Source organism: Streptomyces niger (genome assembly GCF_000718305.1).
Lineage (GTDB): Bacteria > Actinomycetota > Actinomycetes > Streptomycetales > Streptomycetaceae > Streptomyces > Streptomyces niger.
Window position 1 is genome coordinate 151,350 of the sequence record NZ_JOFQ01000010.1, and the last position, 23,504, is coordinate 174,853.

Annotated in this window: 16 protein-coding genes; 8 read left to right on the forward strand and 8 right to left on the reverse strand. The window is 69.0% G+C overall.

Annotated features, from left to right (window positions below):
• Positions 1–41: 41 nt before the first annotated feature.
• Positions 42–956, reverse strand: coding sequence for a LysR family transcriptional regulator (locus IF20_RS20910; protein WP_052866782.1), 915 nt, complete (start codon positions 954–956; stop codon positions 42–44).
• A 150-nt stretch (positions 957–1,106) separates the two neighbouring features.
• On the opposite strand from IF20_RS20910, the gene IF20_RS20915 reads away from it, so the two are divergent.
• The 4 genes from IF20_RS20915 to IF20_RS20930 all read left to right on the forward strand — a co-directional run bounded on the left by IF20_RS20915 (position 1,107) and on the right by IF20_RS20930 (position 5,427).
• On the forward strand, positions 1,107–2,027 hold the full coding sequence (locus IF20_RS20915) for a CoA transferase subunit A (RefSeq protein ID WP_052866827.1): 921 nt from the start codon (positions 1,107–1,109) through the stop codon (positions 2,025–2,027).
• Entirely contained in the window at positions 2,024–2,803 is a 780-nt protein-coding gene (locus IF20_RS20920; protein ID WP_052866783.1) for a CoA-transferase subunit beta, read from the forward strand. The genes IF20_RS20915 and IF20_RS20920 overlap by 4 nt, the downstream gene beginning before the upstream one ends.
• A 19-nt stretch (positions 2,804–2,822) precedes the next feature.
• A complete protein-coding gene (locus tag IF20_RS20925) occupies positions 2,823–4,367 on the forward strand; it encodes a 3-hydroxyacyl-CoA dehydrogenase (protein WP_052866828.1) in 1,545 nt (514 codons plus the stop codon).
• 187 nt (positions 4,368–4,554) lie between these two features.
• Positions 4,555–5,427 (forward strand): MBL fold metallo-hydrolase, encoded by an 873-nt coding sequence (locus IF20_RS20930; RefSeq protein WP_052866784.1) that lies wholly within the window; start codon positions 4,555–4,557, stop codon positions 5,425–5,427.
• 158 nt (positions 5,428–5,585) lie between these two features.
• Here IF20_RS20930 and IF20_RS38005 read toward each other — a convergent pair whose 3' ends face one another.
• From IF20_RS38005 to IF20_RS20965, 6 genes are all read right to left on the reverse strand, one after another.
• Positions 5,586–7,523, reverse strand: a complete 1,938-nt coding sequence (locus IF20_RS38005) for a DUF2357 domain-containing protein (protein ID WP_110944384.1) — start codon at positions 7,521–7,523, stop codon at positions 5,586–5,588.
• Positions 7,520–9,886 carry a hypothetical protein gene (locus IF20_RS20945; protein WP_199896688.1) on the reverse strand — a complete coding sequence of 789 codons (2,367 nt, stop codon included), beginning with the start codon at positions 9,884–9,886 and terminating at the stop codon, positions 7,520–7,522. Before IF20_RS20945 ends, IF20_RS38005 begins: the two co-directional genes overlap by 4 nt.
• 9 nt (positions 9,887–9,895) lie before the next feature.
• A complete protein-coding gene (locus tag IF20_RS20950) occupies positions 9,896–11,338 on the reverse strand; it encodes a hypothetical protein (protein WP_052866788.1) in 1,443 nt (480 codons plus the stop codon).
• Entirely contained in the window at positions 11,322–14,393 is a 3,072-nt protein-coding gene (locus tag IF20_RS20955; RefSeq protein ID WP_052866789.1) for a DEAD/DEAH box helicase, read from the reverse strand. Before IF20_RS20955 ends, IF20_RS20950 begins: the two co-directional genes overlap by 17 nt.
• Positions 14,394–14,731: 338 nt before the next feature.
• Positions 14,732–16,153: a protein kinase domain-containing protein gene (locus IF20_RS20960; protein WP_052866790.1), complete on the reverse strand. Its 1,422-nt coding sequence runs from the start codon at positions 16,151–16,153 to the stop codon at positions 14,732–14,734.
• 34 nt (positions 16,154–16,187) lie between these two features.
• On the reverse strand, positions 16,188–16,862 hold the full coding sequence (locus IF20_RS20965; protein WP_199896689.1) for a vWA domain-containing protein: 675 nt from the start codon (positions 16,860–16,862) through the stop codon (positions 16,188–16,190).
• Positions 16,863–17,354: 492 nt separating this feature from the next.
• Between IF20_RS20965 and IF20_RS20970 the strand changes: the two genes are divergently transcribed.
• Genes IF20_RS20970 through IF20_RS20980 form a run of 3 tightly spaced genes read left to right on the forward strand, consistent with a single transcriptional unit; the run spans position 17,355 to position 20,067 of the window.
• Entirely contained in the window at positions 17,355–18,173 is an 819-nt protein-coding gene (locus IF20_RS20970; protein ID WP_052866829.1) for an ABC transporter ATP-binding protein, read from the forward strand.
• Positions 18,118–18,996: an ABC transporter permease gene (locus tag IF20_RS20975; protein ID WP_110944388.1), complete on the forward strand. Its 879-nt coding sequence runs from the start codon at positions 18,118–18,120 to the stop codon at positions 18,994–18,996. The genes IF20_RS20970 and IF20_RS20975 overlap by 56 nt, the downstream gene beginning before the upstream one ends.
• 36 nt (positions 18,997–19,032) lie before the next feature.
• A complete protein-coding gene (locus IF20_RS20980; protein WP_052866792.1) occupies positions 19,033–20,067 on the forward strand; it encodes an ABC transporter substrate-binding protein in 1,035 nt (344 codons plus the stop codon).
• A gap of 48 nt (positions 20,068–20,115) precedes the next feature.
• Here IF20_RS20980 and IF20_RS20985 read toward each other — a convergent pair whose 3' ends face one another.
• Complete coding sequence (locus IF20_RS20985) at positions 20,116–22,086, reverse strand: beta-N-acetylhexosaminidase family protein (RefSeq protein ID WP_052866793.1); 1,971 nt, start codon at positions 22,084–22,086, stop codon at positions 20,116–20,118.
• 233 nt (positions 22,087–22,319) lie between these two features.
• Between IF20_RS20985 and IF20_RS20990 the strand changes: the two genes are divergently transcribed.
• Positions 22,320–23,486 carry an isoaspartyl peptidase/L-asparaginase family protein gene (locus IF20_RS20990; RefSeq protein WP_234426754.1) on the forward strand — a complete coding sequence of 389 codons (1,167 nt, stop codon included), beginning with the start codon at positions 22,320–22,322 and terminating at the stop codon, positions 23,484–23,486.
• Positions 23,487–23,504 lie beyond the last annotated feature (18 nt).

A 23,504-nucleotide genomic window follows, 5' to 3' on the forward strand; every position in this document is an offset into this window, starting at 1 on the left:
AGATTGGGACGCCAGATTTATCAATCGACTATCGCCGCAGGTCAGGAGCGAACCGGAGTCTTCCCCTCAGGGGTCGGCAGCGCCTCCTCGGCCACCGCGAGGACGGTACGCAGGGCCGCCGAGGGGTTGTCCGGACGCCACGCCAGCGCGGCCTGCAGCCGGATCGGCGGGCCCGCGAGCGGCCGGTAGACCAGCCCGGTCTGCTGGATGTGCTGGCAGGAGGTGACGGTGAGGGTGGTGCCCACGCCCGCGGCGACCAGCGCCAGGATCGTGTACGAGTCGGGCGCCTCCTGCACGACCCGCGGATTGAACCCGGCGCCCTCGCACGCCCGGACCGTGGCGTCCCGGACCGTGGACCCGGCGTTGGCGGGAAAGCTGACGAACGGCTCGTCGGCGAGCGCGGCGATGGGGATGCGCCGGCGGCGGGCCAGCGGGTGGTCCGAGGGCAGCGCGCAGACCAGCTCCTCCTCGTCGATCACCCGGGTCGCGACGCCGGGCTGGGTGACCGGGAGCCGCACGAAGCCGAGGTCCAGCGAGCCGTCGGCCACCCCGGCGAGCGCCACGTTGGCGTACGTCTGGCCCTTCATCACCAGCTCCAGCGCCGGATGCGCGGCCCGCACGGCGCGCGTGAGGAGGGGCAGCGTCTCGTGCGTGGAGGCGCCCGCGAAGCCGATGGTGACCCGGCCGTACTCGCCCCGCCCGGCGGCCTTCGCGGCGCGCGTCGCGGTGTCCAGGTCGGCCAGCACGGTCCGTACGGGGTCGAGGAAGGACTGGCCCGCGCTGGTCAGCCGGACGGAGCGGGTGTTGCGCTCGAAGAGCTGGACGCCCAGCTCCTTCTCCAGCTGGCGGATCTGCTGGCTGAGCGGCGGCTGCGCCATCTGCAGCCGCTTGGCGGCCCGCCCGAAGTGCAGCTCCTCGGCCACCGCGACGAAGGCGGTCAGATGCCGCAGCTCCATGTCCGTTCCACCGTCCACCCGTACCGACTATGTTCTGCTGGATATCAGTCTGACCTTAATTCGGTATTGGACGGAGATCAATGGCCGGTGAAACGGTATGCGGGACCGGATCCGCCACCCCGCACGCCGAGGAGCACCGTGGACAAGACCATGACGATGCGGGAGGCCGTCTCCTCCTTCGTCCATGACGGGGACACCGTCTCCCTCGAAGGCTTCACGCACCTCATCCCCACCGCCGCCGGGCACGAGATCATCCGGCAGGGCCGCCGGGGCCTCACCGTCGTCCGGATGACGGCCGACATCGTCGTGGACCAGATGCTCGCGGCCGGCTGCGTGTCCCGGCTGGTCTCCTCCTTCGTCGGCAACTCCTCGGCCGGTTCGCTGGGTGAGCTGCGCCGCCGGGTGGAGAAGGCCGACCCGGAGCCGCTGATCTTCGAGGAGTACAGCCACTACGGCATGATCTGCCGCTACCTCGCGGGCGCCCAGCGGCTGCCCTTCTACCCGCTGCGCTCGTACGGCGGCAGCGACCTGCCCTCGGTCAACGACGGCCTGCGCAAGGTCACTTCACCCTTCCCGGGCCCGGACGGCGAGCCGGAGCAGGTCTACGTCGTACCGCCCGTCAACCCCGACGTGACGATCATTCACGCGCAGCGCGCCGACCGCAGCGGCAACACCCAGATCTGGGGCCTGACGGGCGTGCAGGCGGAGGCGGTGTACGCGGCGGACAAGGCGGTCGTGGTCGTCGAGGAGATCGTCGAGGACGAGGTCGTCCGCTCCGACCCCAACCGCACGGTGATCCCCTCGCACGCGGTGGACGCGGTGGTGGCCTGCCCGCGCGGCGCCCACCCGTCCTTCGCGCAGGGCTACTACGACCGGGACAACGCCTTCTACCGCGCCTGGTCCGGCATCAGCAAGGACCCCGACCGGCTCCGGGACTGGCTGAAGGAGTGGGTGTACGGCACCGCGGACCACGCGGAGTACGTCAGCAAGCTCGGTGAGGAGTTCTGGGACTCCCTTGCCGTCGGCGAGGCGATGAGCCTGCCGGTGAACTACGGGAGGCGACTGGGATGACGGATTCGACCACCACCACCGACGTGACCTCGTCCGAACTGCTCGCCGTCGTCGCCTCGCGCGAACTGGCGGCGCGGCGCACGGTGTTCGCCGGGATCGGGCTGCCCACGCTCGCCGCCTCGCTCGCGCACCTCACGGTCGCGCCGCAGCTGGAGATCGTGTACGAGTCCGGGGTGTGCGGCGCGCACCCCTCGCACCTGCCCGAGACCATCGCCGACGCGGTGCTGATCACCGGGGCCGAGGCGGTCCTGTCGATGCCCGCGCTCTTCGGGTACGTCCTGCAGGGCGGCCACATCGACGTCGGGTTCCTCGGCGCGGCGCAGATCGACAAGTGGGGCAACCTCAACACCTCCGTCATCGGCGACTGGGACGCGCCGAAGGTCCGGCTGCCCGGTTCCGGCGGCGCGATCGAGGTGATGGCCAACTCCCGCGAGGTGTTCGTGGTGATGCGCCGCCACGACCCGCGGTCCTTCACCGAGAAGCTGGACTTCTGCACCACGCCGGGGCCCGACCGCGCCGTCGAGGAGGGCCTGCGCCCGCTCGGAACGGGCGTCACCCGGGTCATCACCGAGCTGGGCATCCTGGCCCGCGCGGGCGTCGGCGAGGAGCTGACGCTGGTGGCCGTGCACCCGGGCGTGACGGTGGATCAGGTGCGCGAGAACACCGGCTGGGACCTCGCGGTCGCCGACACGGTGGAGACCGTACGGCCGCCCGGCGCCGACGAACTGCGCCTGCTGCGCGAGGATGTCGACCCGGACCGCGTGTACCTGCGCTGACCAGAAGGGACTCACCGAGGTGCGTATCAGAATCGTCGGCGCCGGTGTGATGGGCCGCGGCATCGCCCAGTGGGCCGCCACCGCCGGCCACACCGTTGAGCTGGCCGACATCCGTACGGAGGCGGTCGGCTCGGCCGTGGACTTCGTGCGGGGCATGCTCGACCGGGCCGCCGCCAAGGGCCGGCTGACCGAGGCGGAGGCGGCGGACGCGTTCGCCCGCATCGTGCCGCTGGACTCCCCCTGGGCGCCCGGCGACGGCGTCGAGCTGGTCATCGAGGCGGCCCGGGAGGACCTGGACACCAAGGCCGAGGTCTTCGGGAAGCTGGCCGAGGCGCTGCCCGCGTCCACGGTCTTCGCCACCAACACCTCCTCCCTCTCCGTCACCTCGATCGCCGCCACGCTGGCCGACCCCTCCCGCCTGGCGGGCCTGCACTTCTTCAATCCGGTACCGCTGATGAAGATCGTGGAGGTGGTCCCGGGCGCGGCGACCCGGCCCGAGATTCCGGCGCTCCTCACCGACCTGGTGGCCGGCACCGGCCACCGCGCCGTCGTCGTCGCCGACACCCCCGGCTTCCTCGTCAACCACGCCGGGCGCGGTCTGGTGACCGAGGCGCTGGCGCTGCTGGAGGAGACCGTCGCCGACGTACCCGGCATCGACCGCATCGCACGCGACGTGCTCGGCCTGAAAATGGGCCCGTTCGAGTTGATGGACCTCACCGGGCTCGACGTGACCGCGGCGGTCATCGACACCATCTGGCACGGCTTCCGCCACGCCGACCGGCTCCGCCCGTCCTTCCTCACGCCCAACCGGGTCACCGCCGGGCTGCTCGGCCGCAAGGCGGGCCGCGGCTGGTACGTGTACGGTCCCGAGGACCCGGCGCCGGCGGCCGTCCCCGAGCCGCCCGTCACCGGCGACGCCAAGCGGCCCGTACGGGTGGCCGGCACGGGCCCCGGTACGGGGGCGCTGCGTTCGGCGCTCGCCGCGTCCGGCGCGGTGCTCGACGAGGCGGCGCGCCCGGCCGACGACGCGCTGGTCCTCGTCGCCACCTGGGGCACGACGGTCGCCGAAGCGGTGGCGGGGCTGAGCCTGCCGCCGGCCCGCACCCTGGGTGTCGACCCGCTGTCGCTGTCCACCCGCCGCCGCGTACTGGCAGCCACGCCGGCCACCGACCCGGAGGTGACGGCCGACGCCCGCGCGGTCCTCGCGGCGCCCGGCGGCGACGCCACGGACCCGTACGCGGTGACCGTCGTACGGGACGCCGCGGGCTCCGTCGCGCAGCGGCTGCTCGCCTCGATCGTCTCGGTCGCGGCGTCGATCGCGGAACGTGGGCTCGCGACCCCGGCCGACATCGACCTCGCCGTCACCACCGGCCTGGGTTACCCGCACGGCCCGCTCGCCTGGGGTGACACCATCGGCGCGCCCCGCCTGCTCGCCCTCCAGCAGGCCCTGCACCGCACCACGGGCGACCCCCGCTACCGTCCCACCCGCTGGCTCACCGAGCGCGCCCAACTGGGCATGTCCCTCACGGACCCGGGCAACAGCCCGTTCCCGCAGGCCGGCTGAGCCTGCCGCAGACCGGTCGCGGCGCACCGGCGATCATGCCCTGACTGCCCGGTGCGCCGCGACCGCGGGTGACCTGGTTGTCATGCACTCGCCACTAGGTGCAACACCGGTGAGAACTCTCCTGACCAGCAAAGACAAGACCCGACGAGGCTTCCACTTTCCCCTTCACAGCCGTTGTACTGGCGCCATGGACAACGACTGGTACGTGGACGATCGGTGCACCGACTGCGACGTGGCCAGGCAGCTCGCGCCCGGCTTGATCGACCGGGTCGGCCGGCGCTCCGAGGTGGTGCGCCAGCCACGCGACGCGACGGAGGAGCGGGCGGTGCACGCCGCGGCCTTCGCCTGCCCGACCCGCTCCGTCCGCCCCGCATCCGGCCGCCTGGACCCGGCACTGGATCCCTTCCCCCTGGCCCTCGACGCGACCGTCTCCCTCTGCGGCCACAACTCCCGGCGGACCGCCGGCGCCAACTCCTACCTCGTACGCCGTCCCGCGGGGAACCTCGTACTCGTGGACACCCCGCGCTGGAGCGAGGCGCTCGCCGCGAAGTACGCGGCGCTCGGCCCGGTCACCGACGTGCTGCTCACCCACCGGGACCACGCGGCACACGGCCGCCGGTACGCGGACCGCTTCGCCGCCCGGCTCTGGATCCACGAGGGCGACCTGGCCGCGGCACCCGACGCCGACATGGTGCTGCGCGGCACGGAGAGCACGGAGGTCGGCCCGGGGCTGGTCGCGCACCCGCTGCCCGGCCACACCCGGGGCAGCGTGCTGTACGTCGCCGACGAGCGGTACTGCTTCAGCGGGGACAGCTTCTACTGGTCCCGCACGACGGGCGACATCGAGGTGGCCGAGAGCGTCACCTGGTACTCCATCGAGGAGCTGGCCGCTTCCCTGGCACGCACCGCGGGGCGGCTGCGCTTCGAGTGGCTGCTCCCCGGCCACGGCGACCGCCGGCACCTGCCGGCGGAGCACATGGCCGAGCGACTGCGGCAGCTGGCCGTGCGCACCCGTCAACTGACGCCCCGGCCGGTCGACTTCACCGCGATGCGCTGGTGACACGGCGCGCCGGGGGGGTGTCCCGCCACCACTCGGACACCGGCCGTTGTTTCTGCCAAGCTTCGCTCGCGATGGAGGTAATGCCTCGAAGTGCCGCCGACGTGTTCTTGCCGTACCTGGGGTTCTTCCACTAGCGAATTCGGTTCAATACCTCCTTTTCAGCTCGGCTCGCGAACCGGGCACCCGCGAGGGCATGAAGCAACTCGCGGTTCCTGGCCACAGGTACCGCAAGCCGGGCAGATCGCATGACCTGTGCCGCTTTCAGCCCAGCATGGAGCCGCCAGGAAGACACCCCCGAGCCGGCGGTCGAGGTGAGGCTCAGAAGCACCGGCGGCGGCAAGACCGTCCATATCCAGTAACGGGAAGGTGCTGCTGCAGGCCAGGCAACGGCGGAGCTCCCACCGGGTGCGACATGAGAAGCAGGCTGCCGCGAACAGGCCGTTCTCACGCGGTTCGAACACCGTCTGGCGCTGCGTCCCGGTCTTGGCGCATATCGGACACACCGCGAGAAGCTCGGTCTGGGCAGCGGCGTCTTCCAGCTCCACACGCACGGTACGCAGTCTCTGGGCTTCGTGTTCCGCTGCCCGGCCGCCACCCCGCCGTACACGGTTCCCTTTCAACAGCCGGGGCAGCTCTTCCAGCTCTTCCGGACGTGGCGGACGTACAACAGCCACACCGTCAGAGTGGGGTTCGAGCCAGCTACAGGCCGCGAGAGCAGACCGCTCGCCTGCGGCCATGGACACCGTGTATGGGTAGCAGCCGGCGTCGGCGCCCAGGGTCGCCCACTGGATGGCGCGCATCAGACGGCTGACACTGAAAATGTCCAAGGGGGACAAGGGAGCAACGCCGGCGGGTTGCCCGACTGCATCACCGTGGCGATGCCCGACGCGATATGCGGCCTGGAGGACGCGGGGATCCGCATTCTGGCGCGAGAGGAGTGCACCTGGATAGACGATGAGGTCACTCTCACCCTCGGCCAGTGGTCGGTTTCGGCGAACGTCGGCGATGAACGCAGCGACCGAGGCTGCATCGGGCGCTGTGCACAGGTCGGCCGGGACCGGCACTACGCGTAGCACCGATCGTCCACGCCAGTGGACGGTGAACTCGCCGGACTGAGCCCAGGTCACGGTCAACGACGTGCCCCGCATGCGGAAGCGGCTGGTGCGGCCGGGGCAAGGAGCCGGTTGATCCGCATCCGGGATTGCTTGGAGCAGCCTGCAGGCGAGCATCAGAAGGAGACCGGTGAAGCGTTCGAAGGCAGTGCGAACTTCCTGGTGGCGGCGGTCTGTTTCGGCCGCTCGAGGTCGGACGGCCTCAATTGCGGTGCAGGCTTGCCAGAGCACGGCCACCCTGCGGTAATGCAGGTCGCTGCTGAACAGATTCGTCGGGTGCAGTTCGCGAGGCGGTACGGAGCGGTGATCAACCGCGCGTGCGAGTGGTGAGTTCAGCATGACCTCCACCGCCGCGAGGGACGATTCGAGCTCCCGCAAGCGCACCTGCGCGGCCTCGTGGTGCCTGCTGGAGTCCTCGACATTTCTCAGCAGCCCGGTCAGATTCCGCCGGGTCCGCCAAGAGCTTTCCTCTGAGGACATCAACAGACCGTGTACATCGCTCACCATCTTTCGCAGGTCTCTCAGCTTCGCAATACGCTGCTGAAGATGCGACCTCATGACGTTGAGGACAGCAACAGCGACCCGGTTCTCATAGATGTCGGCGTCCTCCTCGTTGCGCCGCGCCAGCAGACGGCCCGGCCGAACACCAGCGAGCGTGTGCGAGACCCAGTCCTCCGGGTGGGCAGCCAGACGTGCCGCCGCGCCGGCAGCGATGGAGCGCACTCGCGAGATCGGCAATACTTCCTGAGCCGTACGCAGCCGCATGTACGGACGGTGACACACTGTCCGCAGGGCACCGGACTCACGCTCGAAGGCTTCCTCCACTGGCAGTGCTTCTGTCTCGTCGGAGACGTCGAGAATGATCGGTGGCATGGCCAGCCAGTCATTGAGCCCCGTGGCCTCCTCAGTGAGCCGGGAGGACAACGCCAGCAGGTGCCGAACGAGGGCGGAGTCAGATTCGGGTTCGCTCGCTTCCCGAGTCATCGCCGACCACGCGAGCGGATCTCGTCGTCCAGTAGCCGCTGCGTCGCCACAGGTTTGTGAGCGCCGTCGAACTGCATCAGGCTCTCGACAAGCTCGGTGCGCAGCGTCTCGAGGGTGTCCGCATGGATGTCGTACCGTCCCCGCAGGGATCGCAGAATGCGCGTAGCCAGAAGGTGGTCCAGCGCCTCCCCCGGGCTCCCCTCGGCAGCGACCACGACCGGAGCGAACTCCTTGATCTGCAACTCCAGTCGGTTGCCCCAGCCAATGCCGAGTTCTTCGGCGAAACGATCACGCCACTGGTCGTCGAGAAAATCGATGATGCCGACGGCCTGCGCACCATAGGCGGTCTGCGCTTCGGTGAATGCCTGGCTGAGACTGCGGTACGCGAAGGGCTCTGGGAATGCCGGCGCTGTCTCCGGTAGGTCCGGGTGCTGCCAGGGCAGTTCCAGCACGAAGGATCGGTCATAGGTCTTGTCGGCGAATCCGACGGTCGTCTCATCGTGATTGGCGGTTCCTATGAACCAGACATTCTCCGGGATAGCGATGTGGGTCCCGTCGATGAGCAGATCGGGCGGGTTTTTGACCGGCGCTGTGGTCAGAGCCAGTCGGGGCCGGTCCTTGATGGCGAGGGCCGACAGCACTCCGCTGAAGTACTGCTCGGGATGGGAAAGGTTCATCTCGTCGAGGACGATGAAGAAGGGGCGGTCCTTGAAAGCAGGGCACTGCGCACGGTACAGGGCTTTGGTGAACTCGGACTCATAGAAGATCCGATCGAAGCTGTTGTAATAGCCCATGAGATCCTGAGGATCGCGCCAGCCTGCTTGGACGGGCACCACGGCCACACTGCTGTCGTTACCGAAGGCGGTGGCCAGCGCACAGGCCAGCCCGGTCTTGCCGATTCCGCTGATTCCCTGGAAGAGATGGAGACGGCTCATTGCCATCCCCGCCAGAACCAAGCGCAGGTCGGACAGGTGGTAGGAAAGGCCCGCCTTCTGTCGCATGACTGCCTGCATCTGTCGCACGAGCTCGGGCAAATTTGGAGCGTGCGCCCCGGACGGCTGCGGTGTGCCGAATTCCCGGTCCATACGCGAACAGGCTGGGAAGGCGTGTCCCTCTTTGCCTGCCTGAGCAGTGGCCTGGAGCTTGGCCGCTTCCTCATTGAGAAGTTGCTGGAGCTGGCTGTTTGCAGCGCGCAGCCAGTTGTTGGCTTCCAGGTAGTTCTGGCGCTCGTTGACGGCGATGCGATCACGCTGCAAGGCGGACTCCAGCTCTCCGCGCTCACGCACCAGTTCTTCGTTGTCCGCGGCGAGCTGCACCACCTGCTGCCGCATTTGCTCGAGCATGCGCGCATCGGCCCGTGGGGCAGTGGCGTTCTCCTCCGACAGACGGGCGTTCTCGGCCCGGAGCTCGCTTATTCGCTCGACGACCTGCTCCAGAGTCATACCCCCGAGAGAGGCCAGGGCACTGTCGTACTCACGCAGCCGGGTGCTCAGACGCTTGTTGCCCTCGGTGAGGGTGGAGAGCCTGTGGCGGTCCTCCTCCATCTGCTGAAGCAACTGGTCGGTGCGGCTCGTCACCTCACGCTCGAACCGTTCCGCGCGAGCGGCTTGTTGTTCCTTGAGCGCGGCCTTGAGCTGGTCGACGTCCTCTCGCTCGTCGTCCAGGCGAAGCCGGGCCGATCGCAGGTCTCGTTCCTGCTGCGCGAGTTCGCTCTCCCGCTGGTCCAGAGCCGCCTGCGCATCGGCCAGACGTCGTTGTGCCTCACTCCACCGGGACTGCCAGTCCTGTCGTTCGGTGTCGAGGGCGGCGACTGCCGTTCGGCGCTGGTCGGCCAGCCAGGTTTCCAGCTCACGGCCCGCCTCAAGGCGACGTTCGGCGAACTGCGCTTCCACCGCCTGCTCGCGGTCGGCCAGTGAGCGCTCCTGGTCGTCAAGGATCTCCGTACGAGCATCGAGCGCGGCGCGCTTCTCCTGTAGGGCGGTGGCCTCCTCCGTCTGACGGGTGACTGCGACCGTGAGCTTCTCCCGCTCGGTACGAAGCCACTCAGCCTGTACTGCCAAGGCGTCTGCGGCTGCTGCCTGGCGCTCGGCGAGCGCGCGGTAGAGCCGCCAGGCCCTCTCGAGCTCGGATACCGCGTCGCCGTCGTCACCCCCCGCAGTGAGAGCCTCTCGTGCCTCTTCCGCAACTTGCTGTATCTCGGTCAGCAATTCTGCGGTGCCGTCCGTCTCCTTCGGGCCGGTGGTGGCCGCCGCCGGAACCTGCTGACGAGCGCGGGGGGTCGCGGGGTTCTGAGACGCAGCCGGCTGCCCCGGCCACACCGCTCCTTTTGCCTTTCGACGCGTTCGCGTCTGCTTCTTCCCCATGTCGTCAGTTCACCTCTTGCTCTTTGTGGATCGGCCACCGCTGAGACCGAGCAGGTGGCGGGCTGCGTCGTAGGCGAGAGTCCGCATGTGCTCCAGCTCGTCGGGTGCTGGAGCACCGGTCGATCCGTGCGTAGCGTTATTGCGCAGGATCCGTGACCGGTCGAGGTCCTCAAGGAGCGTGGGACGCGCACGGAGGAATGCGGCGAAGGGATGCCGGGGATTCTCTCCGGCCGCCCAGACGGCCCTGAGTATGTCCCCGGCCAGCTGCTTGTTCGGATTCCTGCAGTTTTTGCGCATCTCCGGCGGCACGGAGGTAGCGCCCAGGCGCTGAGCAGCCAGCACGAACGTACGCTCACGTACCCCAGGCACCGTGGACTCCGGCAGTCGGGCGGGGAACAGTTCATTGAGTCCGGGAAGGATGCACTCGAAGACGCGGATCGCATTGCGTGCGGCGTTCTCTCGCTCCCGCGCAGTGTCCTTGACGAGCGCCAACTCAATGTCCGCGAGGTGATTGAACACCTCCGGGTGGTCCCGGACCTCCTCCCCGAGAGCGCGCACGACATCGTCACGAGCCACCTCGGCGAGTTCCCGGTCGACCTTGCGCGCCGTTGCGGTCCGGTCACGGCGGTTCCCGCCGAGGAAGTCGTCGATCAGCCGCCCCAGCTGCTCGTCGCCTTCGATGCGACCAGCCAGCAGGTCGGCGAAGGCGCGGCCGTCACCGACCGCGAAGGGGTCTTCAACGGTCCATTGGCGCCCAGAACCGTCATCCCCTTCGACGACGTAGCACACCAGATGAGCCGGGCTCGCAGCGCCGTGGAAGCCGACCCGCCGAGCCGCCACCTCGGTGTTGGCCTGGTCACGGGACACTCCGCGCACACCGCGGGCCGCATGGTCGTGGCTTCTACAGGCTCCGAGCACATCACGTTCCGACGGGCGCATGGAAGAACCGCTGGTCCGCAGTGTCAGCGCACTGACCTCGCGGGAGGCGCCGGCAGTACCGAACTGGATAGTGACCCAGCGGCCGCGATGCATCCGAAGATCGGCGCGTACCGGATCGGCGACCAGGATGCGGGGAAGCAGCGTCCCGGTGGCCGGGTCCTGGAAGACACGCACGAGCCGAGGCTCTGCTTCCGCCACCTCTCCCTCCGCCACCGTACGTCGTCCTGCCTCAGTCAGCTTCAGTCCGGATTGCATCAATCCGCCCTCCACGAGCCGGGCGATGGTGGTACGGCACAGGGCGGCGTCCAGTCCGATCAACCGGGAGAGGTCACCAACATCGCGGACGCCAGCGGCGCACAGGCGCAACACCACGGTCTGGAATACGTCCAGTGTGCGGGCGTAGCCGGTCGGTGCAGTTACTTGGTGAACCCACACGGGGAGCAGAAGGGGCTTGTACCGCCCACGGGGCGGGAATGCCAACTGAAAGACCGGGGTCTCACGGTTGAATGACACGACCGTCGCCCCCCTTCCTGCACAGTTCCAGAAACGCGGCGAGGGGCTCGACCGCCTTGGGGCTGTCAGGCCCGAACATGTCATCGTCGCCGACCACTGCCAGCAGACGCTGCTGGCGGCTCATCGCTACGCACAATCGGTTGGTAACGGTCAGGTGCCCGTAAGCGCGCTTGGCGTCGGTGCGTGCGGAGGGTGCGCAGCTGCGCACGGTGGACAGATAGGTGACGGAGAACTCCATACCCTGGAAAGCGTCGACGGTGCCGACCCGCAACCGGTCGAGTGGTGTGCCGTCCTCGTCACGGCAGAGCCGGGACACCGGCCGCCATCCGCCCGCCTCGGTGTACTCCGCGAGTCCAGCCTTCTTCAGTTCCTTCCACACCTCGGTGACCTGTGCCGCGTAGAAGGAAATGACGCCGAAGGTCATCTTCGGGTGCTGCTCGATCAACGCGGAGATCTCTGCTGCGATGACGACCGCCTCGGCGTGCCGCGCCCGGCTCGCTCCCCGTCGGGTTTCGCCACCGGTGGACAGCGGCACGGGCAGCCACACTGCGGGAACTTCCCCGTATCGGTCGATCCCGTGGACGAATTCAGCTGCGTCACGACCGTTGCGCAGTTTCCTGTCGTAGAAGTTGTCGCTGACGAAGCTTCCGAGGACGGGATGCATACGGAACTGAGTGTCGAGGCGGACGAACCGGGAGTGGCCGTCGCGTGATCCGTGCTCCCACTGCCGCGCGAGGCGTTGGAACAAACTCTCCTGCAACCGGTCACGGACGTCGTCGCCGAGCGAACTCAGTTCGCGCTCCACATCGGGTTCCAGCATGTGGGGGAGCTGAGCGTGATCGCCGACCAACACGATCCGCCGGCGGGCCTGGGAGAGCGGAATGAGCAGATCCAGTGGGTTGGCCCGTGCGGCCTCGTCCACGATGACCGACTCGAAGACTCCGTCCTGACGGCCGACTTCGACCATGGCCTTGGAAACGGCCTGCTGGCAGGTGGAGGCCAGCGAGACGGTGTAAGCGCGAAGAGTGTCGTCGACTCCTTCCGGATCGCTGCGCAGATCGTCACGGTAATCGAGCAGCGCCGCAGCGATAGCATCGGGTGATCGGGTCACGGCCTCCTGGAGTTGTGCGGCCATGCGGTCCAGGATGTCGACGACCGCGGGATCGGCCACGGTGACGTCAGGCAGTCGGACGCGTGCGGCGAGACAGTCGAGCAGAGCATCGCGCAGCGCGCCGAGCGAGTCGAGCAGTTCGGGTGATGGCGAAGTGGCGCCGACGGCCGCGCGTAGGGGGCCCTCGTACGGGACATCGTCGATCAGCGGGCTGTCGGCGAGTTCGAGCCGGGTGAGCAGCGCTCGTGCCGTTCTGGGCCCGTCGTCCTGGAATCCGGTCGCCGTGCAGCGTAGCGACCTGATGTAAGGCAGGAGGTCCGCGCGCACCTCGGCGTCGGCTATGGCCGCGACCCTCCTGCGATGCGCCTCGGCCCTGTCCCTGTGACTGCGGAGTTCTCCGACCAGTGCCGGTTCAGCCACGTCGCCGAGCTCAGAGAGCACCTGGTCGAGGAATTGCGGCAAGAACTCCGGGGGGACCGGTGCCACTCGGTACATGGCAGCCAGCTCGGCGGCGGCTCGCCCAGCAGCCAGATGACGCCCCGCCGGGCGCTCGCGCAGCCGTAGGTCGGCGGCACGGGCTGCCTCGATTCGCCAGGTGTCCAAGGCCACTTTACTGCCCCGGCCACGGGAGTCGACCTTGAGCGGCGGCAGCCCGAAGACCCAACCTCTGCTGACCAGATGGTCCACTGCCGCGTGCTGGAAGCTCGTCAGCAGGGTACTCCCGGCGACGTCACCGCCCTGTGCCTGATCACCCAGTTGGTTGACCAGTGCAGCGATCACCTGCGTCTTGCCGGTGCCCGGAGGTCCTTGAATGATCGCCACGTCAGGTGTGTTAAGAGCAGTGAGGACCGCTTCCCGCTGGGCCGGCGTCGGGCCGTGAGGAGCGAAACAATTGATGGCGGAAGGGGAGAGCTTGGTGATTCGCCGTTGTGCCGGTTGCGGCCAGAATTTCCCCTCCAGCAGGCTCGGCAGCGCAGGAATGTGCGCACCGTCGGTGCGGAGCTTCTGCATGGCCTTCTCACGCCGGTCGAGCCGACGCTGATCACCGCGGTGTGCCAGGTAGAGCCACCCTCGAGGCGGCGGGTCCTGCTGGTCGTTGAGGGTGCCGGCGAGCCTCAAGGTCTCGGTGACGCTGTCGTATCCAAGAGGTTCACCGACCCAGGCCCGCACCCTTTGGGCGCGGGAGGCGACCAACCACTCCCGATCTGTCATCGCGGTGTCCGTCACGGAGACCGGAACCTCCGCTGCTGCCTCGATCTCGACGCGCTCGACTGCTGCCGTGTTCTCCAGCGCGGCTCGGGTGGCAGGAAGTGCCCGGTTGAGGTCCACCGTGAACGCGCAGCGGCCGTCGGACTCGAGTTTGACGTCGGAATAACGGATGATTCCGAAGCCGCGAATACGGCCCCTGATGTAGTGGGCCTCCAGCTCCTGGTACCTATCCCACATTGCCAGGTAGCTGTTCTGGCTGGCCACCAGGTCGAGTCCCTGCTGGATGCGCTCGCGGTCGCGTTGTCTGGCGGACATGTCACGGAAGTCGATGGCCCCCACGGCCAACGCCTTCTGATCGTCGACGCGCTGGTCATGGATCGAGCTGAGGAGGCGAACGACGCGGTAGCCACCATGGTGTTTCTCGACGTCAGCCATGAGCCCTGGGCCGTGCACCCGGAAGCCGGCCTCGAAGCTGCCAGACGGCCCGGCCGAGACCACCATGCGCCTGGCGTCCGTGGTGGCTCCGGGGCGGGGCTCAAGGAAGAGCTCGCGTCTCATGAAATCCATGACGGAGGCGACGTTGGCAGTGTCCGCCCGATCCGCGTACTTCGCGGCATCCTCCACGACGGCGTCGTTGACATCGAGAAGCAGTCCCGAGGTGAGCGGGACAGCGAGCCCTACGGCGGGGGCGTAGAGGTGCACCCGTAAGGTGAAGGGCTCGTCGTGCTCCGGCACGGGCGAGTGCTGTTTTCCTCTACGAGGCCGGCGCGATGCGTCGGACGCGGGCGCTTCCGGCCGGACTGGATGAGCGGTGACCGTTACGCAACTGTTGCCGGCTGCCTCGATTTCGACGAGCTTCCGTTCGTCCTCGGGAGTCGCCGGCTTGATTCCGAACGTTCCGGTGTCCGTGACCAGGTCAACTTGGCCCGTGGGCCGGCAAGAGAGACGTACCTCGCTGCCGTCGGGAAGGGTCCGGCCGGCACACTCCTGAGGCACTCGGCTCCATAAGAACGACACGAAGACGCCTTCTCCCGGCATACGGGACGGCATGACCGGTTCCTTGAGGCGAACGCTCACGCACCTGCCTCCAATGCCATCAGGCGTACCCAGCGGTGAATGGCGCCTTGCCTTCCGAAGTGGAGGGTCCAGGTGCGCCCGTCGACAGGTAAGGTTGCCTGGCTTCCTTGGCCAATCTCCCGCCACGGCCGTCCGTCCTGATGATCCAGCCAGAGGCTGGCCCGCGAAACGTTCAGTACGGTGGCGTCCCGGCCGTGCAGCCGCAGTTGAGCAACCACCGCGTCGGGCCGGTCCGGGGCAGGTGAGGTATGCCGGGCGGTCAGTGCCGTCGTCCCGCCAGGACGGAACACGGTGAAATCGGGGAGGGGGACCTCCGCCAACTCGGCATCCGGCATGTCGTCACCGCCTTCCGACTGAGCTTGCGGCTCGATGCCCACCGGACCGGTCAGTCCGTGGCGCAATACCCAGACCCTGTCTCTGGGCCTCCGGCATGAGAGGCACGAAGGCGCAACGGCGCGGTAGGCCCACCCGCACTCCGGGCATTCCACCGTCTGTCCCGCCGCCGAGTGGAGGGCCGCTGCCCACCGGGCAGCCGACGGCCGCAGCAGAGGATCGGCCACACCCGCCACGAAGCACTGCGTGGCCAGCTCCCACAGCTGACCGGACAGCAGCTCCTGCCGAGGCGTGATGCCTACGGAGCACTCGTTGGTACGGTCAGTGGGATGGTCGATCCAGGGAAGACGGAAGCAGTCTGCGTACTCCTGTTGATAGGCGGGATCGGAGTCCAGGACCTCGTCTCCCCTGAACGGATGGTTCGCCGTGAGCGTCTCGAAGATCAGAACGCCGAGCGCATGCGCATCAGCCAGCGTGGTGGCCCCGCTGCGCCCCGCCACGATCTCCGGTGCTCCATACCCAGGGGTGTGCACCGCAGCAGACTCGACTGTCGAGACGAGGCCAAGATTGTCCACGTCGATGAGCCGGATTTCCTGCTGTTCGACGGCGGCCGACACCAGAACGTTCGAGGGTGACAGGTCCTGGTACACGATGGCGCGAGCATGGAGCCGGGCAACGGCGTCTGCGAGTTGAGCCAACAGGCGAAGTCGGCGTTCCAGGCCACCGGTGCGCACGTACCAGGCCGCCAGGTCCTCCTCATCAGGGACGCACAACGTGTCCAGGGGCACCATCTCGTCGGCCAGTTCCATCACGTAACCGAGCTTCGGCGGCGCGAGCAAGGCATGCACGCGGGCCAGCGGAACACCGTCCAGCGGGAGGCGTTGGATGCGACGCAGCCGAGCATGAACGGCCTCTGCTGCTTCCTGGGACGGCGCAGTGATCATTTTGACGGCGGTGCGACCGCCTCGGGCCAGCCACACCTCACCCTGGCCGCCGGCTCCGATCGAGTGAGTCAGCGACCACAATTGGTAGTACTCGTCCTCGACGGGCCGCAGCAGACCGCCGAGATCCCAGCGTGATGCCACGGAACGGGTTCCTCTCACCGCCTGTTTGCGCGACTCAGGCGCCGAAGTCGGACAGATCGTCGGGGCTCAACACCGGCGCCCGGTCGGGATGAGTGCTCTGGGCCCGCTGAGTGACGGTTACGGTGACCCACCGGAAATACTGCTGAATGCGCCCGACGTCCTGCGCTTCGAACACCCCGTTCTCCTCGTCGCTGACGAAGCGGCGCAGTACAGCCTTCGCCTGCTCAGTCATATCCGGCCCGATGGCAATGGCCAGACGGTGGGCCTTGGATCCCTTCGGGGAGTCAAGCAAACGGACGAGGGCCTCTTCCCATTCGTCGTTGGGCATCCCGTCCGACACGAGGATGAGAGTGGGAGAAAAGGCCCGGGCCGGAATGACCGACTCGTCGTGCAGTACCTCATCGGCGAGTCCAAGAGCCGCTCCGAGGGGGGTACCACCTCTGGCCTCCATGTCAGTCCAGGAAGCCTCAGCGGCAGGCACCAGTTTCTGGTGCAGGTCCGCCCTGTCCTGGCTGAAGGAGATCACTCCGACGTGGATGACGCCCCGGCCGATGTCGGCCGTCGCGAAGTCGCCGAGCATGCGACGGATGCACTCGTTGAGCACATCGATCTTCTCTCGAGGCTCCCCCATGCTTCCGCTCACATCCGCCAGTACAAGTACCGGTAACGGACGTGCCTTCGCGGCCATGAAACGCGGTGTGGCACCCACGACATCTCCCTCACCGTCCTCACCACACCGACAGCCGCAAGCCGCCCCAGGTGTGGCAAGGGTCACTCGCGACACTGAGGCATCACAGTATACGGATATTTGGCTAAAAGATGATGTGTTCTCACTTCACGCGTGCGGACACCCTCCCGGACGGCGAGCTACTCGCCGTTGCATCGTCCCCTCTCGCTCGCGAAGAAATCTCCGCTCATACATGCTCTGAATGACGGCATTCCATGCTGCCCGAGCACGGCGACCGCAAGCGGCTCCGAGATCTGAGGACACACCCCCGGCAACTGGCGCCTGCCGGTGGACTTCACCACGATGCGGCGGTAACGCCGACGTGCCCGCGGCTTCCCCGCATACTGCCCCGCCCACTTCCCCCTGCCCAACCATTGCGCGATCACGGTGTGGTGATCAATCATGACCGGCGAGTGATCTCCAGGTCCCGCTGAACGGAGGGTGCCGGTGGGTGACGGGGACGACGGCGCGGCCATGGAGCTGCGCGGCGTCACGATGACGTACCAGGGCGCGGAGGGCGATTACACGGCCGTGCGGGAGGTGGACCTGGCGGTGGCACCGGGGCGGTTCGTCTCGGTGGTCGGTCCCACGGGCTGCGGCAAGTCCACGGTGTTGAACGCGGTCGCCGGGCTGCGCGAGCCCTCCGCCGGACAGGTGCTGATCGGCGGCGAACCGCTGCAGGGCCTGAACCGCAGGGCCGGTTACATGTTCCAGCAGGACGCCCTGCTGCCCTGGAAGACCGTCGTGCAGAACGTGGCGTTCGGCCTCGAACTGTCCGGCGTGGACAAGGCCGAACGGCTGGAGCGGGCCCGCGAGTGGGTGCACCGGGTGGGCCTGGCCGGGTTCGAGAACGCCTATCCGCACCAGCTGTCCGGCGGTATGCGCAAGCGCACCGCCGTCGCCCAGACCTGGATCGGCGATCCGGACATCCTGCTGATGGACGAGCCGTTCGGCGCGCTGGACGTGCAGACCCGGCAGGTCATGGAGAACGAGCTGCTGTCGCTGTGGACCGACAGCGGCAAGACGGTCCTCTTCGTCACCCACGACCTGGAGGAGGCGGTGTCGCTGTCGGACGAGGTCGTGCTGCTGTCCGCCGGCCCGGGGAGCCGCATCGTCGGCCGGTACCCCGTGGAGCTGCCCCGGCCGCGCGACCTGCTCGACATCAGGACCACGCCGCGCTTCACGGAGCTGTACGGCGCGATCTGGGCGGACTTGAGGAACGAGGTGATGAGGACCTATGAGCGCGCTTCCCACGGGACCGCGGGCGCCGGAGCTGTCCAAGACGCCGGCTGACCCCGCACCGCCACGGGCCGCCGGGCCCCCGCGCCGCCGCCGGACCGGCCCGTCCCGGCCCGCCGTGCTCGCCGCCCAACTCGGTCTCGCCGTGGTGCTCGTCGCCGGCTGGGAGCTGGGCGCCCGTACCGGCGTCGTCGACCCGTTCTTCTTCAGCTCCCCCGCCGCCGTCGCCGGCCGCATCGGCAAGTGGCTGGGCGGCGGCGAGGTCTACGGGCATCTGCTGACCACCCTGTCGGAGGCGGCGCTCGCGCTGGTCATCGGCGGCGTGCTCGGCTTGGGCATCGGCTTCCTGCTGGCCCGCGCCCGGACCCTGGCCGCCGTGCTCGACCCGTACATCAAGGTGCTCAACGCGCTGCCACGGGTCGTCCTGGCACCGATCTTCCTGCTCTGGTTCGGGCTCGGCATCTGGTCGAAGGTCGCGTTCGGCGTGACGCTGGTGTTCTTCATCGTCTTCTTCAACACCTACCAGGGCGTGCGTGAAGTGGACCGGGTGCTGGTCGACAACGCCCGCATGCTCGGCGCGAAGGAGAGCCAGCTGATCCGGCACGTGCTGCTGCCCAGCGCCATGTCGTGGATCTTCTCCAGCCTGCACACCAGCGTCGGCTTCGCGATCGTCGGCGCCGTGGTCGGCGAGTACCTCGGCGCGTCCGAAGGCATGGGCTACCTGATCGCGCAGGCGGAGGGGACGTTCGACACGACCGGCGTGTTCGCCGGGATGGTCGTGCTCTCCGCCGTGGTCGTCGTCATCGACCTCCTCGTCAACCGCGTCGAGCGCCGGCTGCTGCGCTGGCAGCCGGCCCGCGAGCGCGGTCACGCCTGATCCGTCCCCTTCCCCCGGGTTTTTTCAGGAGAGTTCATGGCGCACCATCTCGTCCGTCGTCCACTGCGCGGGGCCGTGGCCGCCGCGGCCTGCCTCGCCACGCTCGCCGCCGTCTCCGGCTGTTCGTCGGGCGGCGGGGGCGACGCCGTACGCATCGGCGTCGGCGGTCAGCCGCTGCTGGTCTACCTGCCCACCACGCTCGCCCAGCAGTTGGGCTACTACAAGGAGGCGGGCGTCCAGGTACGGCTGGAGGACCTGCAGGGCGGTTCGAAGGCGCTGCAGGCGATGCAGGGCGGCAGCGTGGACGTGGTGAGCGGCTACTACGACCACACGATCCAGATGCAGGCCAAGCACCGGGACGTGGTCTCGTTCGTCAACATGCTGCGGTACCCCTCGCTGGTGCTGGCCGTCTCCCCCAAGGCGAGCAAGAAGATCGACTCGGTCAAGGACCTGAAGGGCGCCAAGGTCGGCGTGACCGCGCCCGGTTCGTCCACCGACTTCTTCCTCAAGAAACTGCTCACCGACAGCGGCATGAAAGCCGACGCGGCGAGCGTGCAGGGCATCGGGGGCGACTCCACGGCCGTGGCGGCGATGGAGCAGGGCCGGGTGGACGCGGCCGTCATGCTCGACCCGGCCGTCTCGCAGCTGCAGAAGCGGGTGGGCGCGAAGAAGGTGCGGATTCTTACCGACACCCGCACCGAGAAGGGCGTCGAGGAGGACTTCGGGGTGTCCACCTATCCCGCCGCCGTCCTCTACTCCGACCGCGACTGGCTGGAGGACCATCCCGAGCAGGCCCGCAAGCTGGCGAAGGCGGTCCTGAAGGCTCTGAAGTACATCGACACCCACTCCGCCAAGGAGATCGCGGCCAAGATGCCGCGCCAGTACGCCGGTGACGACCCGGCGGTGTACGAGAAGGCCATCGCGCAGGCGAAGGACGCCTACGCCAAGGACGGCCGGATCCGTGCCGACGGCGCCGCGGCGGTGCACAAGGTGCTCTCCGCGTTCACGCCGGAGATCGCCAAGGCGGACGTGGACCTGAAGAAGACCTACACCAATGAGTATCTGAAGTAAGCCGGGTGCGGGGGCCGTTCCTGCCGGGAGCGGCCCCCGCCCCGCCGCTCAGCCCTCCGCCGCGGCGTCCTGGATCTCCCGCGCCTTCGCGAGGAAGTCGCCGATGAACGGGTCGCCGATCTTCACCGTGCCCTGCGGGCGGGTCTCCGCCGGGTCGGAGGTGATCTTTCCGGCGGCGACCGCGTCGCGGTCCATGGCGGCGCGTTCCTTCGCGGCCCGCGCCGAGTCGCCCTCCTGGACGGCCGTCAGCGTGGCGAGGCCGTGCCGCATCGCCGAGCCCCACAGCGCGGTGGCGTCCAGCCAGCGGTCGGCGTCGTGCAGGAAGAGCTTGTCGGGCACGCCGGAGCGGATCACCTGCGGTGCGCGGGCGATGCCGTCGACGGTCGGGCGCAGCTGCTTGAGGGCCGCCGCCGGGTCACTGTCGTACGCCTTCCAGAACGCCGTCAGCCGGGCGCTGAGGACCGGGGCCTGCGGCTGCCACGGCGTGGGCGTGGAGCCGGGCGCCAGGTGGTTGAGGTCGACGAAGGTCTGGACGGCGTCGGCGGTCCGCGGGTCGCCGCCCGCGAGGTGCAGCGCGGATTGGCGGGCCGAGCGCGTCACGTCGTAACCGCGGTCGTTCCAGGCGAAGTCGGCGATGGTGAAGACGGCGAGCTTGCTGGCCGCCTCCTGGTTCATCGGGTTGGAGACGACGCCGCTGAGGTGGTCGGAGAGGCCCGCCTCGCGCTTGTCGTACGGGGCGAGCAGCAGCCGGCCCGCGGTCTTGTCGAAGTCGTTGACGGGATAGTTGTCCCAGACGAAGACCTTGCGGCCGAACAGCTCGGCGGCCTTGGCGGCCTGGTCGTTGGTGATCTCCGACGGCACCACCTCGGTGCCGGTCCACATGACCTCGATGTTCTTGTCGAGCGTGGCGCGGAGCCGCTGCTTGTACGCGGTGTCGGTCAGGTCGCCGTACTCGGTGGGCACCATCTGGAGCGGGTTGGTGCCTTCGTGGGTGGCGATGAAGTCGCGCTGTACCTCGTTGAGCAGGCCGACCTGGGCCTCGGCCGCGGGCTCGCGGCCGGGTGCGCCGAACTTCTTCTCGTCCCCCGCGCAGTTCCACTTGGTGTAGCTGATGTCGTCCAGCGGGACGGAGAAGGAGCGGACGCCCAGGTCGTGGAGCGACTGCAGCTTGGCGGTGAGCGCCTTCACGTCGGCCGGGTCGGAGTAGCAGATGGAGTTGCCGGGCGAGACGGCGAAGGTGAAGCGGACGTGGTTCGCGGTCGCGCGCTTCACCAGGGCGCCGAGCTCGTCGAGCTTGTCGGCGGGGTAGGGGTCACGCCACTTCTCGCGGTGGTACGGGTCGTCCTTGGGCGCGTAGACGTAGGTGTTGGACTTGACCTCGCCGAGGAAATCCATCTGGTCCAGGCGCTCTTCGTTGGTCCACGGGGAGCCGTAGAAGCCTTCGATGGAGCCGCGCAGCGGCATGGCCGGGTGGTCGGAGACCGAGGCGCCGGCGATGCGGCCCTTGCTGATGAGGCCGCGCAGGGTCTGTACGGCGTAGTACTGGCCGGTGGCGTCGGTGCCGCCGAGCGCGACGGTGGCCGGCCGCGACCGGTGGCCGGCGACGCGCAGCGCGTACCCCTCGGCGTGGTCCGGTACGTCGGTGCCGCGCAGCGCCGCCGCGATGTCGGCGCGTGCGGCCGGGCCGAGCAGCACGGTGAGCGCCGCGTGTCGGTCGGCACGGGCGCTGACATCGATGTCACGGATGCCGTGCGCGCGCAGCGTCTTGAGGAGCAGCCGGCGCGCCGCCGCGTCGGTGTCCTTGTCGACGACGACGTCGACGCGGCCGCCGAGCCGGACGTCGGCCGAGACCCGGCTCATGTGCTGCGGGGTCGGTGAGATCACCGGCAGCGGCCGCTCGTGGGCGGCCGGCTCGTGGGCGGCCTCCGGTGCCGCGTCGCCCGGTGGCGCGGCCCCGAGCGTGGCGGCGGCGAGCAGCGCGGTGAGCGAGCCGGTGAGCGATCTGGCGAGGACGGTCACGAGGCCTCCGGGGTGTGGCGGGCTGCGGGTGCGCGGCCGGCTCACGCGAGGGGACGGAGCCGGTGCCTGAACCGTCCGCAAGCCTCCGACATGCGGGAACGGACGTCAATGCCGCCTCGCCGGTCGGCACTTGGACTTTTGCGCGCCCGTTTCGTCCTGGTGCGCATGCGTCACATCCGCATGTACGGTGCATCCGCTCCACGGTCGAGCACACCGAACGGCGAGGAGGACGCATGCGCACCCGTCCACGTACCGGCACGCTCATGACACGCGCCTGGACCCTTCCGGTACTGGCCGCCGCCGCGGTGGCCGCCGGGCTGCTGACCACCGTGCCGTACGGGAGCGCGGGCGGCGGGGGCGCGGACGACGGCGCCGCGGCCGGGCCCGCCGCCGGGCGGCTCGCGGCGGCCGGGGCACCGCGGGGCAAGGCGCGGCCGGACGCCCGGCACGTGGTGCTCGCGGTGCACGGCGGCGCCGGCACCGCGCTGCAGCGCGACGAGACCTCGCCCGAGCGGGAGAAGGCGTACCGGGACGGCCTCGCGGACGCGATACGGGCGGGCAAGAAGGTGCTGGACCGGGGCGGCGACAGCGTCTCGGCGGTCGAGGCAGCGGTCCGGTCGCTGGAGGACAATCCGCTGTTCAACGCCGGCAAGGGCGCCGTCTTCACCACCGACGCCGGGCACGAACTGGACGCGTCGATCATGCGCGGCTCGGACCTGGCGGCGGGTGCGGTCGCCGGGGTACGGCACGTCCGCAACCCGATCTCCGCGGCCCGCCTGGTGATGACGAAGTCGCCGCACGTCCTGCTGGCCGGCGAGGGTGCCGACGACTTCGCCGCCGCCCACGGGCTGCGGCCGGTGACCCAGGACTACTACTGGACGCAGGCCCGCTGGGACGCGCTGATGGCGGCCAAGAAGAAGGCGAAGGGCGCGCGGGCGTCGGGCGCCGCGCTCGCCGACGAACAGGCGAAGGGCACCGTGGGCGCGGTCGCGCGCGACGGGAAGCGCGACCTGGCGGCGGCCACCTCCACCGGCGGCCTGACCAACAAGCTGTCCGGACGGGTCGGCGACTCCCCCGTGGTCGGCGCCGGTACGTACGCCAAGAACGGCACCGTCGCGGCCAGCGCCACCGGCGACGGCGAGATCTTCCTGCGGGGCGCCGCGACCGCGACGCTCTCGAACCTCATGGAGTTCGGCGGCAAGGACGTGGCAGCGGCGGCGTACGAGGTGCTCGTGAAGCGGCTGCCGAAGCTCGGGGGCGAGGGCGGGGTGATCGCGCTGGACGGCGAGGGCACCTTCGACGCGCCGCACAGCAGCGAGGGCATGCTGCACGCCTACCTCACCGAGGACGGCACGATCGTGACGAAGATCTTCCCGGACGAGACCCCGCCGCACACCTGATCCGTCCGGGTACGGCAG